The 21,601-nt window shown below is 44.7% G+C and carries 18 protein-coding genes; 7 read left to right on the forward strand and 11 right to left on the reverse strand.

Translation table 11 applies throughout. The features are described 5' to 3' along the window. Positions 1-385: 385 nt before the first annotated feature. On the reverse strand, positions 386-670 hold the full coding sequence (gene purS, locus AAFP11_RS09535) for a phosphoribosylformylglycinamidine synthase subunit PurS (protein WP_341736833.1): 285 nt from the start codon (positions 668-670) through the stop codon (positions 386-388). A 138-nt stretch (positions 671-808) separates the two neighbouring features. Between purS and AAFP11_RS09540 the strand changes: the two genes are divergently transcribed. Further along, complete coding sequence (locus AAFP11_RS09540) at positions 809-1,201, forward strand: Fur family transcriptional regulator (protein WP_341736834.1); 393 nt, start codon at positions 809-811, stop codon at positions 1,199-1,201. A 267-nt stretch (positions 1,202-1,468) separates the two neighbouring features. Here the strand turns inward: AAFP11_RS09540 and AAFP11_RS09545 are convergent, their stop codons facing one another. The 3 genes from AAFP11_RS09545 to AAFP11_RS09555 are packed head-to-tail and all read right to left on the reverse strand — an operon-like array spanning position 1,469 to position 3,034. Continuing rightward, on the reverse strand, positions 1,469-2,437 hold the full coding sequence (locus AAFP11_RS09545; protein ID WP_341731645.1) for an SPFH domain-containing protein: 969 nt from the start codon (positions 2,435-2,437) through the stop codon (positions 1,469-1,471). Positions 2,438-2,447: 10 nt separating this feature from the next. Further along, positions 2,448-2,591 carry a hypothetical protein gene (locus AAFP11_RS09550; RefSeq protein WP_341736835.1) on the reverse strand — a complete coding sequence of 48 codons (144 nt, stop codon included), beginning with the start codon at positions 2,589-2,591 and terminating at the stop codon, positions 2,448-2,450. Between the two features lie 11 nt (positions 2,592-2,602). After that, entirely contained in the window at positions 2,603-3,034 is a 432-nt protein-coding gene (locus AAFP11_RS09555) for an NfeD family protein (RefSeq protein WP_341736836.1), read from the reverse strand. A gap of 490 nt (positions 3,035-3,524) precedes the next feature. On the opposite strand from AAFP11_RS09555, the gene AAFP11_RS09560 reads away from it, so the two are divergent. From AAFP11_RS09560 to AAFP11_RS09570, 3 genes are all read left to right on the forward strand, one after another. Further along, entirely contained in the window at positions 3,525-4,349 is an 825-nt protein-coding gene (locus AAFP11_RS09560) for a hypothetical protein (RefSeq protein WP_341736837.1), read from the forward strand. A gap of 166 nt (positions 4,350-4,515) precedes the next feature. Then, entirely contained in the window at positions 4,516-6,564 is a 2,049-nt protein-coding gene (locus AAFP11_RS09565) for a protein phosphatase 2C domain-containing protein (RefSeq protein WP_341736838.1), read from the forward strand. A gap of 205 nt (positions 6,565-6,769) precedes the next feature. Next, positions 6,770-7,207 carry a hypothetical protein gene (locus tag AAFP11_RS09570; RefSeq protein ID WP_341736839.1) on the forward strand — a complete coding sequence of 146 codons (438 nt, stop codon included), beginning with the start codon at positions 6,770-6,772 and terminating at the stop codon, positions 7,205-7,207. 533 nt (positions 7,208-7,740) lie between these two features. On the opposite strand, the gene AAFP11_RS09575 is transcribed toward AAFP11_RS09570, so the two are convergent. After that, positions 7,741-8,934, reverse strand: coding sequence for a transposase (locus tag AAFP11_RS09575; protein WP_341736840.1), 1,194 nt, complete (start codon positions 8,932-8,934; stop codon positions 7,741-7,743). Positions 8,935-9,100: 166 nt separating this feature from the next. On the opposite strand from AAFP11_RS09575, the gene AAFP11_RS09580 reads away from it, so the two are divergent. Both AAFP11_RS09580 and AAFP11_RS09585 read left to right on the forward strand, forming a co-directional pair. Continuing rightward, complete coding sequence (locus AAFP11_RS09580) at positions 9,101-10,852, forward strand: pentapeptide repeat-containing protein (RefSeq protein WP_341736841.1); 1,752 nt, start codon at positions 9,101-9,103, stop codon at positions 10,850-10,852. 72 nt (positions 10,853-10,924) lie between these two features. Beyond that, a complete protein-coding gene (locus AAFP11_RS09585) occupies positions 10,925-11,665 on the forward strand; it encodes a hypothetical protein (protein ID WP_341736842.1) in 741 nt (246 codons plus the stop codon). 19 nt (positions 11,666-11,684) lie between these two features. On the opposite strand, the gene AAFP11_RS09590 is transcribed toward AAFP11_RS09585, so the two are convergent. From AAFP11_RS09590 to AAFP11_RS09610, 5 genes are all read right to left on the reverse strand, one after another. Beyond that, the gene (locus AAFP11_RS09590) at positions 11,685-13,775 is read right to left on the reverse strand and encodes a HEAT repeat domain-containing protein (protein ID WP_341736843.1); all 2,091 of its coding nucleotides are present in this window, start codon (positions 13,773-13,775) and stop codon (positions 11,685-11,687) included. A 409-nt stretch (positions 13,776-14,184) separates the two neighbouring features. Beyond that, positions 14,185-14,544 (reverse strand): nitrite reductase small subunit NirD, encoded by a 360-nt coding sequence (nirD, locus tag AAFP11_RS09595; protein ID WP_341736844.1) that lies wholly within the window; start codon positions 14,542-14,544, stop codon positions 14,185-14,187. 227 nt (positions 14,545-14,771) lie between these two features. Further along, entirely contained in the window at positions 14,772-17,336 is a 2,565-nt protein-coding gene (nirB, locus tag AAFP11_RS09600; RefSeq protein ID WP_341736845.1) for a nitrite reductase large subunit NirB, read from the reverse strand. A 219-nt stretch (positions 17,337-17,555) separates the two neighbouring features. Beyond that, on the reverse strand, positions 17,556-18,344 hold the full coding sequence (locus AAFP11_RS09605) for an ABC-2 family transporter protein (protein ID WP_341736846.1): 789 nt from the start codon (positions 18,342-18,344) through the stop codon (positions 17,556-17,558). A 114-nt stretch (positions 18,345-18,458) separates the two neighbouring features. Next, complete coding sequence (locus tag AAFP11_RS09610; protein ID WP_341736847.1) at positions 18,459-19,439, reverse strand: ATP-binding cassette domain-containing protein; 981 nt, start codon at positions 19,437-19,439, stop codon at positions 18,459-18,461. A 166-nt stretch (positions 19,440-19,605) separates the two neighbouring features. Between AAFP11_RS09610 and AAFP11_RS09615 the strand changes: the two genes are divergently transcribed. Continuing rightward, positions 19,606-20,415, forward strand: a complete 810-nt coding sequence (locus AAFP11_RS09615) for a calcium-binding protein (RefSeq protein WP_341736848.1) — start codon at positions 19,606-19,608, stop codon at positions 20,413-20,415. 86 nt (positions 20,416-20,501) lie between these two features. Here AAFP11_RS09615 and AAFP11_RS09620 read toward each other — a convergent pair whose 3' ends face one another. Beyond that, a complete protein-coding gene (locus tag AAFP11_RS09620; protein WP_341736849.1) occupies positions 20,502-21,509 on the reverse strand; it encodes an NAD(P)-dependent alcohol dehydrogenase in 1,008 nt (335 codons plus the stop codon). Positions 21,510-21,601: the final 92 nt, after the last annotated feature.

Below are 21,601 nucleotides of genomic sequence, written 5' to 3' on the forward strand. Positions count from 1 at the left end.
CCCCTAAATCCCCCTTAATAAGGGGGACTTTGAGTGTTCCGAGTTCTTGTGTTTTTAACAGAGACTTTGAATGCTCTTGTCTCCGCTTTTTAAGGCAGACTTTGAGAACTCTCTTGTCCCCCCCTTACCAAGGGGGGCTAGGGGGGATCGAAATTAGATAGAAAACAGATAGTACCTTGGTTGGTATCGAAGTCTCGATCCCCCTAAATCCCCCTTAATAAGGGGGACTTTGAGTGTTCCGAGTTCTTGTGTTTTTAACAGAGACTTTGAATGCTCTTGTCTCCGCTTTTTAAGGCAGACTTTGAGAACTCTCTTGTCCCCCCCTTACCAAGGGGGGCTAGGGGGGTCTCCGGGTTGAAAAACATACCCTACGGTCGATCGCACTTTAAGCCCCCACAGTCTCCACTACCGCAGGAGCTTCAGTCAATTCAACGGAATAGTTTTCAATCACTGGATTGGCCAAAAGTTGGTCGCAAATGCGATCGAGTTGTTCGCGCGCCTCCGACTCGCCAGCAGCAGTCAGAGTCACTTCAACGTATTTCCCGATTCGCACGCGCTCAAAATTGTCGTATCCCATGTGTTGCAAACCAGACTGAACAGCAGTGCCTGCGGGGTCTAAAACCGAAGGGCGGAGGGTAACATAAATTTGGGCAAAATATTTTTGAGTCACAGCAATGTGTAGGTGATGCGAAAGTTAGAGCTATTTTATCCTACAACTAGGTGGCTATTGCTCGATCGCCCTTTCCCCCAAGTAAGCTAGCCTAGAAACAGCGATAGATTTGATTCCAGCAGATTACACAAAAAAATTATGAGAACCAACCGCACCCGTAGTCAGGAGCGTATTTTACACTTGCTCAAGCACTTGAATCGATCGCTCTCAGCGCAGGATATATACTTAGAACTCCGTAACAGCGACCAAAGCATGGGCTTAGCAACCGTTTATCGCTCCCTCGACGGTTTAAAGCGAGAGGGGTTCGTTCACGTCAGAACTCTTGCTAGTGGCGAGTCTCTTTACGGTGCCGCCCACCAAGATCAACATCATTTAACTTGTCTGGAATGTGGCGCCTCAATTCCGATCGATGAATGTCCGGTTCACCACTTAGAAAGCCAATTGCAGCAATCTCATTCTTTTAAGATTTATTATCACACTTTGGAATTTTTCGGATTGTGCGATCGATGTACTCTCGCTCAACAATCTTAAATTTGGTAATTGGTAATTGGCAATTACTCGTTCCCAGGCTCTGCCTGGTAACGCATATCCGGAGGCTCTGCCTCCAATTTTTGTGCTAAGAAGCGAGGCAGAGCCTCTAGGCATTGGTTCCCAGGCTCTTCCGGGGAAAGCGAGGCAGAGCCTCTAGGCATTGGTTCCCAGGCTCTTCTGGGGAAAGCGAGGCAGAGCCTCTAGGCATTGGTTCCCAGGCTCTTCCGGGGAACCAGTTAAACCTACTACAAACTATCAATTTTCAGACTATTTTTTTACCTCATTACTACTACCTTCCCCAACAATCGATCGCATTCCTTCCAGGGTAGCGGGAATGCTCCGCGGGTCCATAAACATCACCTTACTGCTGTCGCTGCTGCCAATTTTTAAGCCCATATCGAGATAGTTTTGAGCTAACAAAAATTGTAAAGCTTCGCGAGCATTGGGATCGTTTTGTAGAGTTTTACCGATAATTTGTAAAGCCTCAGAAGTAGCTTGAGCTTTCAAAACCTGACTTTGGCGTTCTGCTTGAGCTTTCAGGACGATCGCCTTTTGTTGAGCTTCTGCTTCCAAAATAGTCGCTTTTTGGCGCGCTTCTGCATCCAAAACTTGGGCTTCGGCTTTACCTTTGGCGCTGTTAACTGCCGACTCCCGTTCCCCTTCCGATGTCAGAATTGCCGCCCGTTTACGGCGATCGGCTGCCATCTGCAATTCCATGGATTCCTGTACAGTTTTAGAAGGGATAATGTCGCGCAATTCTACCCGCGTCACTTTCACTCCCCAAGGATCGGTAACAATGTCTAAATCCCTGAGCAAGATTTCATTAATTTGAGAACGAGCTGTAAAGGTTTCTTCAAGGTCTAGTTGACCCATTTCCGCCCGAATTTGAGTCAGAACCATATTAACCATTGCTGACTGAAGATTTTCGACTTTGTAACAGGCTTTTTCCAAGTCCACAATCCGCCAGTAAACCACAGCATCCACAGTGAAGGAAACGTTGTCGCGAGTGATACAAGCTTGGGGAGGAATGTCTAAGACTTTTTCGCGGATAGTTTGTTCGTAAACTACTCGATCGAGAAACGGAGTTACAAAATTCAAACCCGGTTCTAGTTTCTTCCCACTGTATTTACCGAGAGTTTCTACCAAGGCTTCATTACCCTGATTGATAATCTTGACGGAACCTGCGAGGGCAGAGCCGCCTAATGCTAAAAATACAAACAAAAACAATTGTTCCACAGTGGACTCCTCATAATTTTTGAGTGTTGACTTTCATTCCCCATTCCTTCCCCCCTTGGGGGGGCAGGGGGGGGATTGCCGCATCAACAATTCCCCATTCCCAACTACCAATTCCCCATTCCCCATTCCCGATTCCCCATGAACCATGAACCATTTGGCATTTTTTTAGGAATTCAGCAAATTTTCTGGAACTACTATCAGAGTAGTGCCTTTCCGTCCGACTACAATTACATTTTGGTTAGGAGGAATAGCGGTGTCGCAATCTTCACAACGTGCTCGCCAAGAATTGCCTTCATAAATTACTCGTCCCGCTTCTCCGGGGGGAATTTCTGTTAAAGTTTTGGCTTCTTTGTCATCTTCGATCGCCCTTGTCTTGCCTTTTGGTATCAAACGCCTGGTAGTTAGCACAAAAACTACCGAAAAGAGCATCCACAGGAATATTTGTAAATTAACGTAATGTAAAGCTAAAGAAATTGCAGCTACGACGAAGGCGCTAAGTCCCATCATGAAAGCTACAAAAGCAGTGGGGAGAAATAGTTCTGCTAAACAGAGCAATGCCCCAGATATCAGCCAAAATAGCGTAGGATTCCACAGCATAACAAGAGTTGGGGTAATAGTATTTTTGATTGATGAATTAAAGGATTACAGAATGGCGAAAGACTAACTCCGTAAAGGTTGGCGAATTTCCAATCGTTGCTAGATTTTGGAGGTAGCTGGATGAACTTGATGGGGCGATCGCCAGACTGAGCCTTCGATCGCCCTGAATACCAGTTTTAGTAACTTAGATTACAATTTTAGCCGATCGACCGTGGTGGAAATGACAATTTCTAGGAATTAAGAAAGTGATAGGGGTTCACAGCAGTTGACATTTTACCTAGATTTGCCTAAGTTTTAGTTACTAAATTCTCGGTAAATTGACCAACAGACTAATTAGCGTTGGTGATTTCGATCGAAAGAGAAGGTGCAACCTTTGAAAAAGACCTCGCCAGCGACGTTTCGGAAATAAAAGAAACTCATTGAAAAACTTGCAAATCCTGCGCGAAGCGATTAATATACTAGGATGCAACCACATTGAGAGGTCGAATCAATGGCTACCTTAACTTATTGTAAAGGCTTGCTCACGCCAGCAGATGAACTCAACGAACTTGGATTTACAGATTTCGAGATGTTCTTAGAAGCTTACGCCCCAATTTTCAGGGCGGCAAGTATTGAAACAGTCAACCACTTACTTTTAAATACAGAATGCAACAAGTCCGACTGGAACACACACTTACAGCAAACCTACAGCATCAATAAGCGCCATGCAAATGGCGTAATTAGTGCGGCCTCATGTCGTGTAGCCGGCGCTAAAGAACACAGAGTTTTACACATAAAGACTCTTGAAATCAAGATTAAATCCATTAGTGCATGGCTCAAGAAAGCCGAACGTAAGTTGGCATTAGCCCGTAAATTTTATGCCAATAAAAAATGGCATAATTCAAAGACAGGTTGTAATTTTCCCATAGCTTGCTCGCTCCAATACAAATCTACCAATTGGCAGAGTTTACGCTTTCAAATACACAATAAAAAGCGTAGACTGACCCTGTTAACGAATAGACTAAAACACTTAAGAGTCAAGCCAATCAAAGTCTTCGTCCCTCACGGTGATATTTTTGTCGTCGGCTCTAAAGACGAGTTTTTTGGCAATCAAGTCTCCCAGTGGAATGGGAGCAGAATAACTTTTAGAGTTCCCAAATGCTTAGAGTCACGATTCGGGAAAGCTGTATCTTCCGAAGTTGGTGATTTCAATCGCAACATAAATAGACTACCAGAATGCGGGGCTAAGACCTGGCATTTCTACCGTAAAAACGGAAAGTGGGTGATTGCCGTGCAATTTACTCCCAAGCCTGTGAATCAAGTTTCTAGAAAATAGTGTTTCTAACTGGAGTTTCTTGGTCAACCTCGATGCCGAGGAAGCGTAAGCGCTAAGAAAGAACGTTTAAAGCTTATACCGCAGAGCTTACCCTGGTTTCCCTAGGTTTTTATAAGCGGCGAGGGAACTATATATCTTCAGAATGTTTTTACACAAACTACCCGATATGATGAACACTTTCTCCGAATCCATTTATTGCCCGAATCTTGCCTGTCCCGAACCCCGCAATACCTTTGGGCGACAGCACTGTGCAGCTTGCTCCACACCTCTAATTTATCGACATTTGTGGGCGGTGGGACCAGATGTGGAGGAAGTGCCGCAGGGTAAGGTGATCGGCGATCGCTATTTGGCGATCGCGCCCCAAATATGGCTCGATAGCCGTCCCGATTTGCTTCCTAGTGTCCCAGAAGAACTGCCGGATGCAATTATGCCTTACCTCCACTTATATCCCCAAAGGCTGCATATACCTGAAGTATACGGTTTTTTTCAACTGGCAGAAGCAGCCCAAACCTTCGATGTACTCTTGCTCGAAAATGTACCCATCACCACTTTTGGTCGCCTATATCCTTCTATCTTAGAAGCTTGGTCGAAAACTAGCGCTGTGCGACAAGTTTATTGGCTTTGGCAAATGCTGCAACTGTGGACACCATTATCGGAACAGGGAGTGGCTTCTAGTTTGCTAGTACCGGAAAATTTACGGGTGGAAGGCTGGCGGGTGCGGTTGCTGGAACTGCATCAGGGCAATTTTGTGCCGACTTTGCGGGATTTGGGAGATGTGTGGTCTGGGTTGGTGGAATCGGCTCAACCCCAGGTAAAGTCGAGACTGGGAGAAATTTGTCGGTTTATGCGCCGCAGCAGCATGAATTTTGAGGCGATCGTCCTCGAACTCAATGATTTACTGTTAGAACAAGCCGCCCAATTACCTTTACATTTAGATGTGTTTGGTATGACGGATACCGGACCTCAACGTTCTCAAAATGAAGATAGTTGCTATCCGAATGCTGCGGATTTTAAATTTAGCAAAATTTCTGGAAGTGACAAATTGCTTCCTTATTTGACCATAGTTTGCGATGGGGTTGGAGGTCACGAAGGTGGAGAAGTTGCCAGTCAATTAGCGGTGCAGTCTCTGAAAGCTTTGATTCAAAATTTCATGGCAGAAATCGCTGAACAAGATGAGTTGATGATACCGACAATGGTCACAAAACAACTTCAAGAGATTGTGAGAGTTGTCAATAATGTGATTTCCGCTCAGAATAACGAGCAGGGAAAGGAGTTACGGGAGCGGATGGGGACAACTTTGGTGATGGCTCTCCAGTTACCTCAAAAAATTAAGGTTGTTTCGGAGGATGTGCGATCGAATAACGGCCACGAGCTCTATTTGGTGAATGTGGGAGATAGTCGCGCCTATTGGATCGCAGAAAATTCTTGCCAGCGGCTGACTGTGGATGACGATGTGGCTTCTAGGGAAGTGCGACTGGGACATAGTTTGTATTGGGAAAGTCAAAGGCGAAGCGATGCAGGAGCTCTGACTCAAGCCTTGGGCACGCGGGACGGCGATTTCCTGCAACCCACGATTCAGCGATTTATTGTGGAAGATGAAGGTTTGTTGCTGCTATGTTCCGACGGTTTAAGCGACAATGACTGGGTGGAGCAATCTTGGGAGAGTTATGGCCCTGCGGTACTTAAGGGCGAAATGTCTTTGGAGGTGGCCGTTGAGTATCTGATTAACCTGGGAAATGAGAAAAACGGTTATGACAACACTTCTGTAGTCATGACTCACTGTCGGATGTCGCCGGAGAAATTGATCTTATTTCAACCGACTGAGGAGTCAGCACCGATGTCGCCGTCGGTGTCATTGCAGATGTCAAAGCCCATGTCGGGTTCGGTGTCATTGAAGAAATCACTCTCGATGCCTCAGACACAGCCTCAGTCTCAACTTTCCGAATCCTCCAAACAGTTGCTGTACCCAGAAACTGCCCCCGCCGAGGAACCGGCTCAAAAACAACCAGGATTGCAGCGTTTGCTCCCGCTGCTGGGACTGTTGGCGATCGTGTTGGTTTGCGGTGGTTTAGGTTTGTGGGTGCGAAGCCTCCAAAATTCCGAACCAGTACCGGGTCAAGTTCCGCCACCGCCGGAAAGTCCCTCTGCTACTCCGTCGGAGCTTCCCTCACCCTCACCTGAACTGCCACCCCCCCCGCAGAGCACGTCACCTTAATAGTTAATAGTTATTAGTTAATAGTTATTAGTTAATAGTTATTGGTTAATAGTTATTGGTTAATAGTTATTGGTTATGGTTAATCCCAATTTAATAGGTTGTTAGTCAACAATCAACAATCAACAATCAACAATCAACAGTCAACAATCAACAATCAACCGTCAACAGTCAATAATCAACAATCAACAATCAACAATCAATTAATATGGAAAGAGGTTTAATGTGGCTGCCACTGCTAGCAATTTTTATTTTTCTGGCTTGGGCTGGATGGAACGAGTATCAAAAACTGGAAGCCTATCGTGTGTGGGCCGAAAAGTTCGATCGGGCAAAGTACGATATTTATGCTGTACTCGGTCAGCAAGAAGATTGTTTAACCTGGGGAAAGCCTACTCGCAGTGGACCTGTGAACTTGCAAACTTTTTCCTTGAAAAATGTGCAGTCGCTGCAACTTTTAGTTAACGGCTCTGTGGTAGATTTAGAAAATCCGCCTAGTGCTGGAAGTCCGATATTCCTAGAATTTTTGTTAAAAGATACTAAAGATGCTGCTGCTGTCCAGGTTCCCTTTACAGAAATTCCTCTAGCGACTAAATGGTGCCAATATTTACAGCAGGAATTGCAGCGCTTTCTGCTAGACAAATCCTAGACAAGTCTAGACATTTGCTTCTTGCTTCATTGGGAGCATGGGAGCGGCTATCCCTGGGCAAGCTTTCACGGTTTAGCCAACCGCGATAAATTAATGGCTGCATTCAAATCCCTGTCCATCCCATGACCGCAACTTCCACAGTTGTAAGTCCTTTCTTTTAGTGGCATATCTTGTATATGTCCGCAATTTGAACAGGTTTTGGTTGACGGAAACCAACGATCAGCAATGATTATTTCACAACCAAACTTTTTAGCCTTGTATTCTAACTGACGTTTGAATTCATGGAATCCACAGTCAGCTATTACCTGCGCTAGCTTGTGATTCTTTAGCATCCCACTGACCTTCAAATCTTCTACTACTATCCTTGCGTGGTTTTTGCATAAGTAAGTAGTGATTTGATGCAGAGTGTTTTTTCTCAGGTTTGCTATTTTTGCATGATGTTTCCCTAGCTGGACTTTAGCTTTCTGTTTAATAGCTAGCTAGGTACTAGCTCTTTGACACTCCGGGCGCGTGAACGCGCGGGGATTCTTGGCTCAACCAGTCAACTTGCCCGTTGATGTCACCACCAACGAGTAGAGGTCGATCTGTCCCCAAGCGTTAATTCCGGCGTGCCCCGCCGTATTTAAATTAATTCCTGCCTGTTTCAATCCTTTAGCCAAAACATTCAAAGCTGCATTGTGGTCGCGGTCTAATACCGCACCGCAACTGCAAACATGAGTTCTAACGGACAGGGATTTGAGAACGCGATTCCCACAATTTGAACAATCTTGGGAAGTGTATTGAGGCGCTACAGCAACCACTGTTTTACCGTACACTTTGCCAAAATATTGCAACCATTGAGCAAACTGTGACCATGCTGCTGAGCTAATTGATTTAGCAAGCTTGTGGTTCTTCACCATGTTTCTTACTTGAAGGTCTTCATGGGCTACGAAATCGCTAGATTTCACTACGCACAACGCCGTTTTGATGGCGAAGTCTTTACGCTGCCTGCTGACCTTCAAGTGTTTTCTACCTAACTTATTGATGGCTTTCTTGCGATTGCCAGAACCTTTCTTTTTCCGAGAAACTCGTTTCTGCAACCGTTTTAAAGCTCTTTCACTTTGACGAAGATGCCGGGGATTTGGGACTTTTTCCCCATCGCTATCGGTCAAGAAATGGTTTAACCCTACATCTATGCCAATGGCTTTACCCGTAGGAACTAATTCCTCTGTTCGTTCTACGTTGATACAGAACTGAGCATAGTAACCGTCGGCACGATGAATTACTCTGACTCGCTTGATTTCGTTGGGCGCATAGAAATGCAAATCACGAGAGCCAATTAACTTAAACTTCCCAGCAGCAAAACCATCCGTGAAAGTCAGAGATCTTTTGTCGGTGGAAAGCGCCCAGCCTGATGTCTTGTATTCTACGGAACGGGTATGCGTTTTGAATTGCGGATATCCCTTTTTCCCTGGCTTTTTAGCTTTACAATTAGCGAAGAAACGTTGAATAGCAAAAATGGCACGTTCGGCAGAAGCCTGACGCGCCATTGAGTTAAGTTTACCCGCCCATTCAAACTCTTTCGCCATGATGGCGCATTGTTTGTACAGGTCTGATAATTTAACTCCCTGATTGTCGATCCAGTATCTGAGAGCCTTGTTTCGGACAAACTGAGCTGTGCGAATCATTTCGTCAATGACCCGGTATTGCTGTGGCTTGCCTTTTAATTTGAACTCTAGTACAATCATGGGAGGATTTTATCATGCTTACGAGCAATTGTGGCTATAAACTTACGGATTGCAAGAAATCTTTACACTTAAATTAAAGCCGTCCTCTAAGGACGGGGCTTTAAACCCAGCTTTTTGGTAAAGCTGGTAATACAACGCCTTCATTGCTAGCCCACAAATCTGCCGAATGCAAATACATGAATTTTTACAGCGCTATCAACAGGGAGAGCGGAACTTTGCTCACATTGACCTCAGTGGTGCTAGTTTAAGCGGTGTCAACCTGAAAGAAATAGACCTGACTGGTGCTAATTTGACTGGTGCTAATTTAAGCTGGTCAAATTTGAGTAATGCTAAGTTAATTGGGGCTTGTTTACGGCGCGCGGATCTCCGCAGTGCGGTAATCACAGGGGCGAATCTGAGTAAGTCTAATTTGAGCGGCGCAAATTTTGCGAAAGCGGATTTGCGTTTGTGTTGTCTCGAAGGTGCAGACATGAATTGGGTGGTGCTACAAGAGGCGGATTTGGGCGGGGCGGATTTGAGCTATGTGAAATCAGACCAAATTAATTTGGAAAGGGCTAAACTCGACGGGGCTAAGTTAATTGGGGCGGAATTGATGGAGGCAAATCTCAACCGCGCTAGTCTTGTTGGTGCTAATTTAACTGGTGCTAATTTGCGGGAAGCTCACTTGGTTGAAGCGAATTTGCGAGCGGCAATCTTAAGGGGTGTAAATCTGATTGAAGCCGATCTCAATGGTGCTCAAATGCGATCGGCTAATCTAAGTGAAGCTGACTTGCACCGGGCTATCCTGGCTGGGGCTGATTTAACGGAAGCGGTGCTGGATAATGCTGATTTGAGTAGAGCTAATTTTTCCGGTGCTTATCTGTTGAAGGCTAGTTTTAAAAAGGCACATTTGCTGCGAACTAACTTGCAACAAGTGTATTTGCTGCGGGCTGATTTGAGTGAAGCTAATTTGCGTAATGCTGATTTGCGGAAGGCTGATTTGAGTGGTGCTTATTTGATGGATACGATGTTGGCGGAGGCGGATTTAAGAGATGCTTTTTTGATCGAGTGCCGTTTGATTCGGACGAATCTGGAGGGGGCGCAGCTTACTGGTTGTTGTATTCAAAATTGGCAAGTTCAAGATGTTGATTTGTCTAAGGTTGACTGCCGATATGTTTTTAATCAGTTTGATTATGCTGCGAAAGTTCCGGGTAATCGTTTTCCGGTGGATCGGGATTTTGAGTTGGGAGAATTTGGGAAGCACCATCAAGATGAAAGTTCAATTTTTGAGGTTTATTTTGCTGAATCTCCTAATTGGAATGCTTTGATTTTTACGTTGATACGGCTGGAGTTGGAGAGTTACGAACTGAAGTTGAATGTTCATTTTTTTGAGTCGGCACAGGAGCAGCATTTATTGCGGTTGAGTGCGAATCGTTTGGTGAATGGCAAGATTTTGAGCGATCGCATTTTGGAGCTTTATCCAGATATGTTGAAAAAGGTTTTAGCTCAGGGTACTGCAATTTTGGGTTTGCTAGACTTGGCCGTTGCCCAAACCAATGGGGATGAGCAGTCTACGTCATCACCGCCACCGCCACCACCGCCACCGCCACCACCGCCACCACCGCCACAGGATGTGTTGCAGAGAAGACAAGAAATCTATCAAAAAATGGTGCGCCAAATTTCTTTTATTTTGATGTCTCAGACACCGGATAAATTCACAGATAGCGTACAGCGACTGTTGGATTATTTGAAGCAGCAAGGTATCCCGACTGAACAGATTCAGAAAAAAGTGATTTGTCAGGCGATAGTTCAGCGTGCGAAGCAAGATGCTGGTTTTCGGGGACAGTTGCTGCACTGGGAAAAAACTGCATCGGATCGAGTTCGTTGTTCGATGATGGGGGAAGCGGTACGGTTGGCGATCGCACTGTTATGGGAATGAATAAACATCTTGAAAAATCGTTTATTTTTTTACTATAATTTTCAAATATATTAAATCTTAAATAAATAGTAAATGTTCTACTACTACGGCAGAAAAAAGCAAATAGCAAAACATTACCCTGGTCCTAACTTTGATGCAATTATAGAACCGTTTGCAGGTTCAGCAGCTTATTCACTCTATGGAAATTATTGGCAGAAGGAAGTTATCCTGATTGAGAGAGATGAGGAAGTTTCTAAAATTTGGCAGTGGTTGATCGATGAGGCGACACCATCAAAAATTAGTAACTTACCTGATTTAGCAGTTGGTGAAAAGAGTTCCGAGTTACTTCACATTATTCATGCTGCTACGAAAATGGCTTTTCATTACAAGACTATTAAAGTAACTCCTGTTTTAGCTAGAAATTGGGCAGTTAGTAAACGATATATGGCTGAAAATCTCTTCAAAGTTAAGCATTGGAAAATTATTAGCGGAGATTATACGCTAGCTCCTGACATAGAAGCAACTTGGTTTATTGACCCGCCCTATAAAGAAAATGCTGGTAAAGGTTATAGATATGGTAGCAAACTTATTGATTACAATAAATTGGCAGTGTGGGCAAAGAATAGGAAGGGAGAAGTTATATTTTGCGAAGGGGATTGCGGAGATTATTTGCCATTCAAGCCTTTACTAGATCTCAAGGGTGTTGCAGGTAAAACTAGCAAGGAATTTATTTATTACAAATCTCATAAAGCAAGCCAACAACTTGAGCTTTTTGAGCTTTTTAAGTTGGGGACTACTCATGCTAAATCCGGGTTACTCACGCCCCGGATTTGAGATAAAAGATTGTTTCCGTCTACCATTCTTCACTTTTGAGCCGGAGACTGGCCAAGGCCCGGACTTGCTCGTCGGTGTCGGAAATTGCAAGCGATCGCAACAAAGGCAAAACACCGGAATTTTCGGGATAATGTTCGAGAATGGCTTCCAAAGCTGTAAACCTGGGATTGTATGGAAAAGAACCTTTTTGACCGTAGGGATCGCTCAGGGCCCGATCGCGCAAAAACTCAAACATTCCCGGCGAGTCTTTCCATCCCCGCATCAACTCTACCAGGGCGATCGCCCGCACCTGAGAATCTTCATCATGTTGAGCTCTCATCTGGAGCCACTGAAAAATCTGCGATTCATCTGTCCCACCGCGCGCTAACTTTTGCAAAGCCATTTGTCTGACAGCCGGACTCTCATCGCCCTCTGCTTTAGCCTCCAACAGCATCCAAGTTTCAGGATTGTCCGGCCAGTGGCGAGCCAACTCTTGCACCGCAGCTTGGCGAACCACCGCATCCCCAGAATCAAGCTGAAGTTTCAGCCAAGGTAAGGTTTCCGAGTCCTCTGGCCATCCGCCCACGATCGCACACACCAGCACACTCAGCAGGTGAGAATCTTGCTCCGAGTCCACTAGGCTTTTCAAAAAAGGTAGGGTGTCGCCTAAATAAGACCAGCGAGAAGCTATTTGTTTCACAGCAGTTTCTCGGACGTTGAGATGTCTGTCCGACTGGGCGAGATTTTGCAACCAGACAAACACTTCCAGACTCGCAGAGGGTAGTGCAGCCACGGCTTCCACCACTACCTCCCGCACAGTCCAGTAATCTTCGGAATCAGCTATTTGTTGCAGCAGGGGCAGGGTTTCGGGGCTATCTGGCCAACCTGCGGCTATCTGTTGTAGGGCTATTTCTCGCAGTTCGGAATCACGATCGCCCCTAGCTAGATTTTGCAAAAAAGGTAGAGTTGCGGGGTTGTCGCGCCAGCCAGAGGCCACTGCTTGCACTGCCGCGAGTCGGACTGCCGAACTTTCGTCGGACTCCGCCAGAGTTCTCAGCAGCGGATAAATCTCTGGTTCATCCCGCCAGCGCGCCGCCAATTCTGCGATCGCCGCTATCCGCACTTCTTTGCTGCTATCCTCACAAGCTAGGGTTTTTAGCAGCAGACAAACATCGGGCGCTGTGGGCCAACCGGATGCCAACTCCTGCACTGCTACTGTTCGTAGAGTAGAACTTCCTGTGTGGGCGAGGTTTTTGAGTAGGGAAAAAGTGCCTAAAACCGATCGCCAAGCAGAGGCTATGGCTCGCCAAGCTGCGACTTGGACTCCCAAATTTTCGTCGGTGTCAGCGATGCTTCTGAGTAATAGTAAGGTGTCGGTTCGATCGTGCCATTTCTCGGCCAAAATATACAGTGCACAGGTGCGGACAGCGGGGCTGCGATCGGACAGAACCAGCGTAGTCAGCAGCGGTCTGATATCGTTGGAGTCTGGCCAAGCAAGGGCGATTTCTGTGACTGCGGTCGATCGCACGGCCCAACTGCGATCGGATGTGGCTAACTTTTTGAGCATCAGGTAAATTTCTGGATTGTCTGACCAACCGCGGGCTAGGGCTTTTACGGCGGTAGCTCGGATTTCGCCACTGTCGTTGGAGTGAGCGAGTATTTTGAGCCAGGGCAAAGTTTGGGGGTCATTTTTCCAAGTTGTGGCGATCGCTGCGATCGCTTGGGAACGAATTTGATATGTTTCTTGCAATTCTTGGCCTGTTTGATAAAGAATCAGGAAACCCATGCCATATTGCGATAATTTTTTTAAAGCCTTTAACAGTTTAATTTCTGTTTTTTTATTTACTTTTCCCGGAATTCTTGAAAGACATTTTGCTGCCAAAAATAAATTGACAAACTTTTGCTCCTGACCGTTTTTATCTGTTAAATATTCTAGGATTTCGCTGGCGGTTTCTGGGTCGAGGCTGGCTGCTATTTCCACCAAAATCTCATGCCAAGATTCCTGTCGCCAGTGACGATCGAAAACTTGGGATTTTAGTTCCGATAAACTCAGTTTAGCTGTGTTTAATTGTAGATTAATTAACTCAGTCGATGTCTGGAATTTTTGATCTGCCATCTTGGTTTGTAACATACCGATGCTTTCCCCCCTGAAACTTGTTTGTCTTTAAAATCAGAAATCTACTCCCCGTTACCTGATTAAAATCTCTAGTTTTTTTGAGGTTTTAAGAAGTTAAAGTAAAATTTATACTTTCTAGCTTCGGCATTCCCATAGAGAAAATTAACCAGTATTTCCAAGCTATCCCAATTCTATAAACTATTGCTACAGTTAATTATGTCGGCTTTGTGGCCTCAAGTCAACATCCTGTCGCTTCTGTTGCATTGTTTTTGGAAATGGTATTAGTTAAGGGGTTTTACTGAGCAAATTACCTGTATTTTATAGTAAAACCTCTGGTTCGGCATCGTTTTAATGCAAAATCCGCCACCATTCAGAAAAGTCTGAGCTGGTGGCGGATTTGGCTCAAATAATCACAGGGGAAAATCTAGGCAATAGCTACTTGTACGCGATCGCCTACAACTTTAACCACAAAAGTGGGAATTTTTACCGTTTCATCGTCCAAACATTGTCCAGTAGTTAGGCTAAAGTTGTGCTTGTAAATGGGAGAAGCTACTTTCAGAATGCCGTGGCGATCGCCCACAAGTCCCCGCGACAACACAAAAGCCTTGCTAAACGGATCGTAATTGCTGATTGCATAAAGTTCATCGCCATTTCCTACTCGAAAAATCGCCACTTGTTTGTCGGCTACTAAAGCACAAACTCCTGTATTCGGGGCGATCGCCTCCAGGGAACAGACATCTACCCAAGTTGTGACTGTATCGGCAACCGATAATGATTGAATCATGTTTTTTTCCTGTTAATTTACTTCTATCTAGTGGGAGGGTAGCCACGGGGGAACTACCCCTACAACAGCCTGATTTTCCTGAGAATGAAACAGCCCTGCCTGATTAAGTGGGGTTATAGCAAGGGTGTTTCAATCTCTTCTAGGAGAAGCCCCCCGTGACTGCCCAAATTCCTGAAACACCTGTAGGGGCAATCCCCCCGTCGTTGCCAAGAGTGGCTGGGGAGGGTTTATTCCGAAACTCCAACCAAAGCCTTTTCATGTTCATAAGGTGGCCGTGTTTGTCCCCTTTCCGCAACACGAACAATACTCGGATCTGGCAAATCAGAATTTACAAAATGCTGGAATCGTTGCACCTTGTGAGGGTCTTCAATCGTGGTTTTCCACTCACATTGATAAGTATTCACCAAATGCTCCATCTGCGCTTCTAACTCAGCACAAATACCCAGAGAATCCTGAATAATTACCTGTTTCAAGTATTCAATCCCGCCCTCAAGTTTATTAAACCATGTAGCGGTGCGTTCCAGGCGATCAGCAGTACGGATATAGAGAATCAAAAAGCGATCGATATACTTAATCAAAGTTTCCTTATCGATATCCGTCGCCAGCAAAACCGCGTGCTGTGGCTTAATGCCACCATTGCCACACACGTACAAATTCCAACCATTTTCAGTGGCAATAATCCCAAAATCCTTGCTTTGAGCTTCCGCACATTCGCGAGTGCAACCAGAGACAGCAGATTTTAGTTTGTGGGGCGATCGCAAACCACGATAGCGCAATTCAACCTCGATCGCCAAACTCGTAGAATCCTGCACCCCAAAGCGACACCAAGTGCTACCCACACAAGATTTTACAGTCCGCAAAGCCTTACCATAAGCGTGTCCCGACTCAAATCCCGCATCAATTAACCGATGCCAAATATGCGGCAACTGATCCACACGCGCCCCAAACAAATCGATCCGTTGCGCGCCAGTAATCTTAGTATAAAGTCCAAATTCCTTGGCAACTTCCCCCAAAACAATCAACTTATCGGGAGTAATTTCTCCACCCGGAACCCGTGGCACCACGGAATAAGTACCATCGCGTTGAATATTTGCCAAAAAGTAATCATTTGTATCTTGCAAACCAACATGAGACTTCTCTAAAATATGTTCGTTCCAAGTAGAAGCCAGCATGGAAGCAACCGCAGGTTTGCAAATTTCGCAGCCCTTGCCTTTGCCATGTTTGGCGATCGCCTCTTCAAAAGTTTTAATCCCCTGAGAGCGCACTAAATGGTACAATTCTTGGCGAGAATATTCAAAATGCTCGCAGAGGTTGTTTTTGACAGCAACCCCAGCTTTTTTCATCTCTGACTTGAAGATATCTGTCACCAGAGGTACGCAACCCCCACAGCCCGTACCAGCTTGGGTGCATTTCTTGACGCTGGCAACATCAGTTAAATTGCGATCGCGAATAGCATCACAAATCTGCCCTTTGCTGACATTATTGCAAGAACAAATTTGAGCAGAATCCGGCAAACTATCCACTCCCAAACCAGCAAGGACTCCGCCTGCTCGTGGCGGCATCAACAAATCTTCAGGATGGGGAGGCAGAGCAATTTCATTTTGCATAAATTGCAACAAAGTGCCGTAAGCAGAAGCATCTCCCACGAGAATTCCACCTAAAATTCTGCTCCCATCTTGATTCAAAACTAATTTTTTGTAAACACCTTGGAAGGTGTCAGCCACAACAATTTCCTTAGCATCGGGAGACTTAGCAAAAGCATCTCCAAAACTAGCAACATCCACCCCCAAAAGTTTAAGTTTTGTGGACATATCCGCACCAGTAAAAGTGCTTGTGGCACCGGCATCTGCGCCGTCATCTACTAAACTGCTTAAAATATTCGCTGCTACTCCAGCCATTGTATAACCGGGAGCAACTAAGCCGTAAATCCGATTGTCATAAAGCGCGCATTCCCCGATCGCATAAATATCAGCATCGGAAGTTTGGCACCGATCGTTAATCACAATACCACCCCGTTCACCCACTTCAATGCCACAACCTCTGGCAATTTCATCGCGGGGGCGAATCCCGGCAGAAAACACGATCATATCTGTGGCTAATTCCGAACCATCAGCAAACAGCATTGTGGTAACTTTGCCATCTTCACTGACAATTTCAGTAGTAGACTTATTGGTATGAACCGAAACTCCCAACTCTTCTATTTTGTTGCGAAGAATTGCACCACCAGCATCATCAACCTGTACAGGCATCAGTCGCGGTGCAAACTCAACTACATGAGTTTTCAAACCCATATTTTGCAAAGCATTGGCACATTCTAATCCCAATAAACCGCCACCGATGACTACGCCAACCTGGCAATTTTTAGCGTAATCTGACATCGCCTCCAAGTCATCAATTGTCCGATAAACAAAAGTCCCCTCAGCCTCTTTACCTTTAATAGGCGGCACAAATGGATAGGAACCAGTGGCGAGAACAATTTTGTCGTAGGGAACTTCTAAACCATTTGCTGAAGAGACTGTTTTTTGTTCCCGATTAATCGCAACTGCTTTGTCGCCGATGTGAATTTGAATGCCATTTTCTTGATAAAATCCTGGTGCAACTAGAGATAAATCTCCCGCTGTTTTTCCAGAGAAAAAACCGCTGAGATTGACGCGATCGTAGGCGACGCGAGGTTCTTCGCAGAAAGTAATTAAATTCCAGTATTTCCCAGCATCTGAGTTGACCATTAACTCTAGGAATTTGTGGCCTACCATGCCATTGCCGATTACAACGAGGTTTTTTTTGGCTGTCATTAGAATCTATTTAATCGCTTCTATCAGTCCTTCTTTTATTGATATAAGAATTTTGACGAAAAGTTTGTATTTATAGATACAGGATATTAATTGTTATGCAATTTATGAACAAGATATATTGATTTTTTGCATAATATCATCTCTATGTATCTCTGATAGGAAAAATCATATTTTTTTTTCAGTGACTATGCTTACTTTTTGCCAAATTTTAATTATTATTTAAGCTCCCATTCCCGAATATTGTTTCAAACCCTGTCGCCATAGCCACCGATTCCATACAAAAAACACTGCACCCCAAGCAAACATTACCAACAAACCGCGCCCTATATCAACAGGTAATCCAATTAAAATTGCAGCAGGAAAATGAATCAAATAAGGAAAAGGAGTCCACAAAACTACTTCGCGTACTGGTGCAGGAAACACTTCTAGGGGCGCAACCAGTCCAGAGAGAAATAGATAAATTAAAAACCAGAATTGTTCGATCGCACTGGCCCGTTCTAACCAAAAAGCAAACAGTGCAAAGGTATACTGAATCAGGAATCGCAGGCAAAAAGCCAATGCAATTACTAGCACAAACAGCAAAAATCTGCCAGCACTCGGCAACCAAAAAGACTGCGGGTAAAGCGCAAAAAATATCAGGGTTAATCCGAATACAAAGGGTAGCCTCGCAAACCTTTCCGAAACGTGAGAGGCAAAGTGATGCCATACTGGATCGAGAGGCTGCAACAACTTATTAGATAAAGTTCCTTGTACTACTTGTTTTTCAAAATCCCAAATTACCCATACAACATTTGTTTGTCTGACGATAAAAGCTGCTAAAAAGTAACGGGCAAAGTCGATCGACTTCAGCCCAAATTGACCAGTTTCGGCTGCCTGCATCCACACACCCATCAAGATAAACGGCAAAACTCCCGACAGCGCCCACAACAGCAATTCTGCTCGGTATTCTAGCATATAAGCGTAGTAGGCAGTTAGCAAAGTTTTAGCAATTCTGATAAATTTTTTCATGTCAATTTTAGATTTAATTTGTCCATCTTAGCAACGGGCTAGAAGCCCATTCCACAAAAACTATGGTGGAACAGACATCTTGCCTGTTATTGAGAATGAGCTTATTCAAAAATATTACACTTTTCCCGTGCGAAAAACTCTCCCAATTACCTCTTCAATGGGCGGATCGGTAACAGTCAAATCCACCACTTCCAACTCCGCCAACATCTTCGCTACCCCCACCATCAATTCCTCCCTTTTTACCAAAAATCGCACCGATTGTCCTTCAATAGATTCTACCTCCCCGTAAGCAGCAGCACGATCTTGAGACAGGGGATTGGCTAATTCTACCTGAACTTGTCGATAAGGTGCAAATCTATCTAGCAATCCATCCAAATTACCATCATAAATTAATTGCCCTTCATGGATTAACAAAACTCGCTTGCACAAAGCAGTAATGTCTGCCATGTAGTGACTCGTCAACAGCACCGTTGCTTGATAGCGTTCGTTATATTCTCCCAGGAATTTTCTCACACTAAACTGCGCATTTATATCTAAGCCTAACGTCGGTTCATCTAAAAATAATACCTCCGGTTGGTGCAACAATGCTGCCATCAATTCCGCTTTCATTCGTTCACCCAAAGAAAGCTTTCGCACTGCCTGATTTAACTTGCCTTCTAGGGATAACATCTCCGTCAGTTCCCCCACTCGCAGTCGATAATCTTTCTCAGGGATTCCGTAGACAGCGGCATTGATTCTCAGAGAGTCTAGCACTGGCAAATCCCAGATTAGCTGCTGTTTTTGCCCCATGACTAAGGTGATTTTTTGCAAAAAATCGGCTTGGCGGCGAAATGGAATGCGATCGCACACTTTCACAGTACCAGTAGACGGATAAATTAAACCAGTCAGCATTTTCAGCGTCGTAGTTTTGCCCGCGCCATTAGCCCCCAGAAAGCCCACAACTTCCCCCGGTTCAATACTGAAAGAAACTCCCTCAACGGCTTTCACATTGCGGTAAGTGCGCTTAAAAAAGTGTTGGAGAGTTCCTTTTAGTCCCGGTTCTTTAATGGCGATGGGATAAATTTTGCTCAAGTCTTCAACTAAGATAATTGGCATTAGCTTAAGGTTTAACTTTTATTTCAATCTAGTATATTCTCGGCTGGCAGGTGCGAAGATGCAATAGTTAAAAATTGTGTCAGATTCTTCCAGAATCAATCCTTACGGACTGTAGAATCAGAATATTGCAACATATTCAATATTACATCTCAATCAGTTTACAACTATGGCACTTAAACCAGATAATTCCGGCATTCCTCGTTTGGTAGGAGACAATTCTCCCGAAAATATTACACTTACACCGGGACAAGTTGCTAATTTTCCTGGGGGAGTTTGGCTGCTGGGCGGGAATGATACTGTTACAGGTTCATCGGATGCCGAACGAATTTTTGGCAACGATGACAAAGACAGTCTCTTAGGTGGTGCGGGTAATGATTCTATTTATGGTGGTAAGGGTGATGACGATATTTTAGGAGAAATTGGCAATGATTTCCTCACCGGGGACAGAAATAGTGATTTCCTGGATGGTGGCGTGGGAAATGATTTGTTGCGTGGGGGTCAAGGTATTGATTTGTTAGTTGGTGGTGATGGCAATGATACTTTAATTGGTGACAGAGATGTTGATGTTTACAAAGGTGGTGCAGGCAGCAATGTTTTTGTGTTGAGAGTCGATCAAGCCGGACAAAAAATCCTGGGCTTTGAAGTTCCTGATGCCGTAATTGTGGATTTTGATAAATTTAATGATTCCCTGGGAATTAGCACGGCATTTACCACCAGTAATATCTCTTTTGAACAGGTAAATTATAGCCTAAATGACCCCAGACTGTTGCTGATCGATCCCGCCACTGTAGCAGGTGGCACTAGCTTGTTAGCCAAGGGTGGTATCTCCCAGCGAGACCTCGATCCCGATGGTAATGGCCGTGTGGAAGCTACTAATATTAGGTTCGGTTTTACCAATGCTTTGTTAGGGACTGTGTTGAATGTAACACCAGCAGATTTAACTGGTCGTTTTATTAATGCTAGTTCTGTGCTTTGAATTATAGCTTAAACAATCTTCCTGGGGGTAGGGGCTGGGCATTGCCCAGCCCTACAGGTTTCTTAAAATCGTGCAAGATATGAGTTTTAACTAACAGTTAAAACTGCTCGGTAACGTACTTTATTTTCGCGCACTTTCTGCATAGCTTCATTGGCTTGGGTCATGGCAAAAACTTCAACAATCGGCTCAATCCCAAATTTCTCTGAAAGTGACAGCATATCATTAATCATAGCGCGACCGCCTGTTGGGGAAGCCACAATTCGGCGACGCTTCATCAGCAGTGGAAATAACGGAATAGTCAGCGGTGCGTCGGGAACTCCCACAAAAGCCAGCGTACCATCAGAATCGAGAAGATCGATGTAAGGAACCCAATCTAAAGCAACAGGAACTGTGCTCAATAAGATATTTAATTTATTGCTGGGGGATGGAGGAATTTCGCCTTTTCCTACTACAATAGCTTCGTCTGCCCCCATCTGTTCGGCAAATTCTGCTTTGTCTGTAGAAGTAGTAAAAACGGTGACGCGATTGCCTAATTTTTTCGCAAATTGGACGGCCATGTGTCCCAAACCACCGATACCGAGAATGCCGATTTCTTGACCGGAACTCATGCCCGCATTCCGCAAACCTGCATAAACAGTAATTCCGCCACACAGCAGCGGCCCTGCTGCTTTGGAATCGATGCCTTTGGGAATTGGAAAAGCAAACCGGGAATCTATCATTAAATGGTCAGCAAAACCCCCTGGACCTGTGACAATTAATCCTTGGTTATTATCGCAGAGGTTTTCGTTGCCTCGCAAGCAGTCCTGACACTGCAAACATGAGGATCTTTGCCAGCCGACACCAACGCGATCGCCTACTTTTAAATGAGTCACTTGCGCCCCTATTTCCGCCACTTCTCCGATGACTTCGTGACCGGGAACTAGGGGATATTTTGATTGACCCCAATCGTTGTCAATCATGTGTATATCGGAGTGACAAATGCCACAATTTAACACTTTTATCAGGCATTCCTGTTCTTTTGGTGATGCGACATCGAAGCTATATTCTTCAAGTATTCCACCAGATTTTTTGACGGCTAATGCTTGAATTTTCATGGTGATATTTCCTGGTGTTTTAGTCAGTATATAACAGTTGTCAATGATTTATCAATCAGAGAAACTAGATTGTTAAAATAAGTGGCATTTCT

This window comes from Microcoleus sp. CAWBG640, from assembly GCF_020883015.1.
GTDB lineage: Bacteria > Cyanobacteriota > Cyanobacteriia > Cyanobacteriales > Microcoleaceae > Microcoleus > Microcoleus anatoxicus.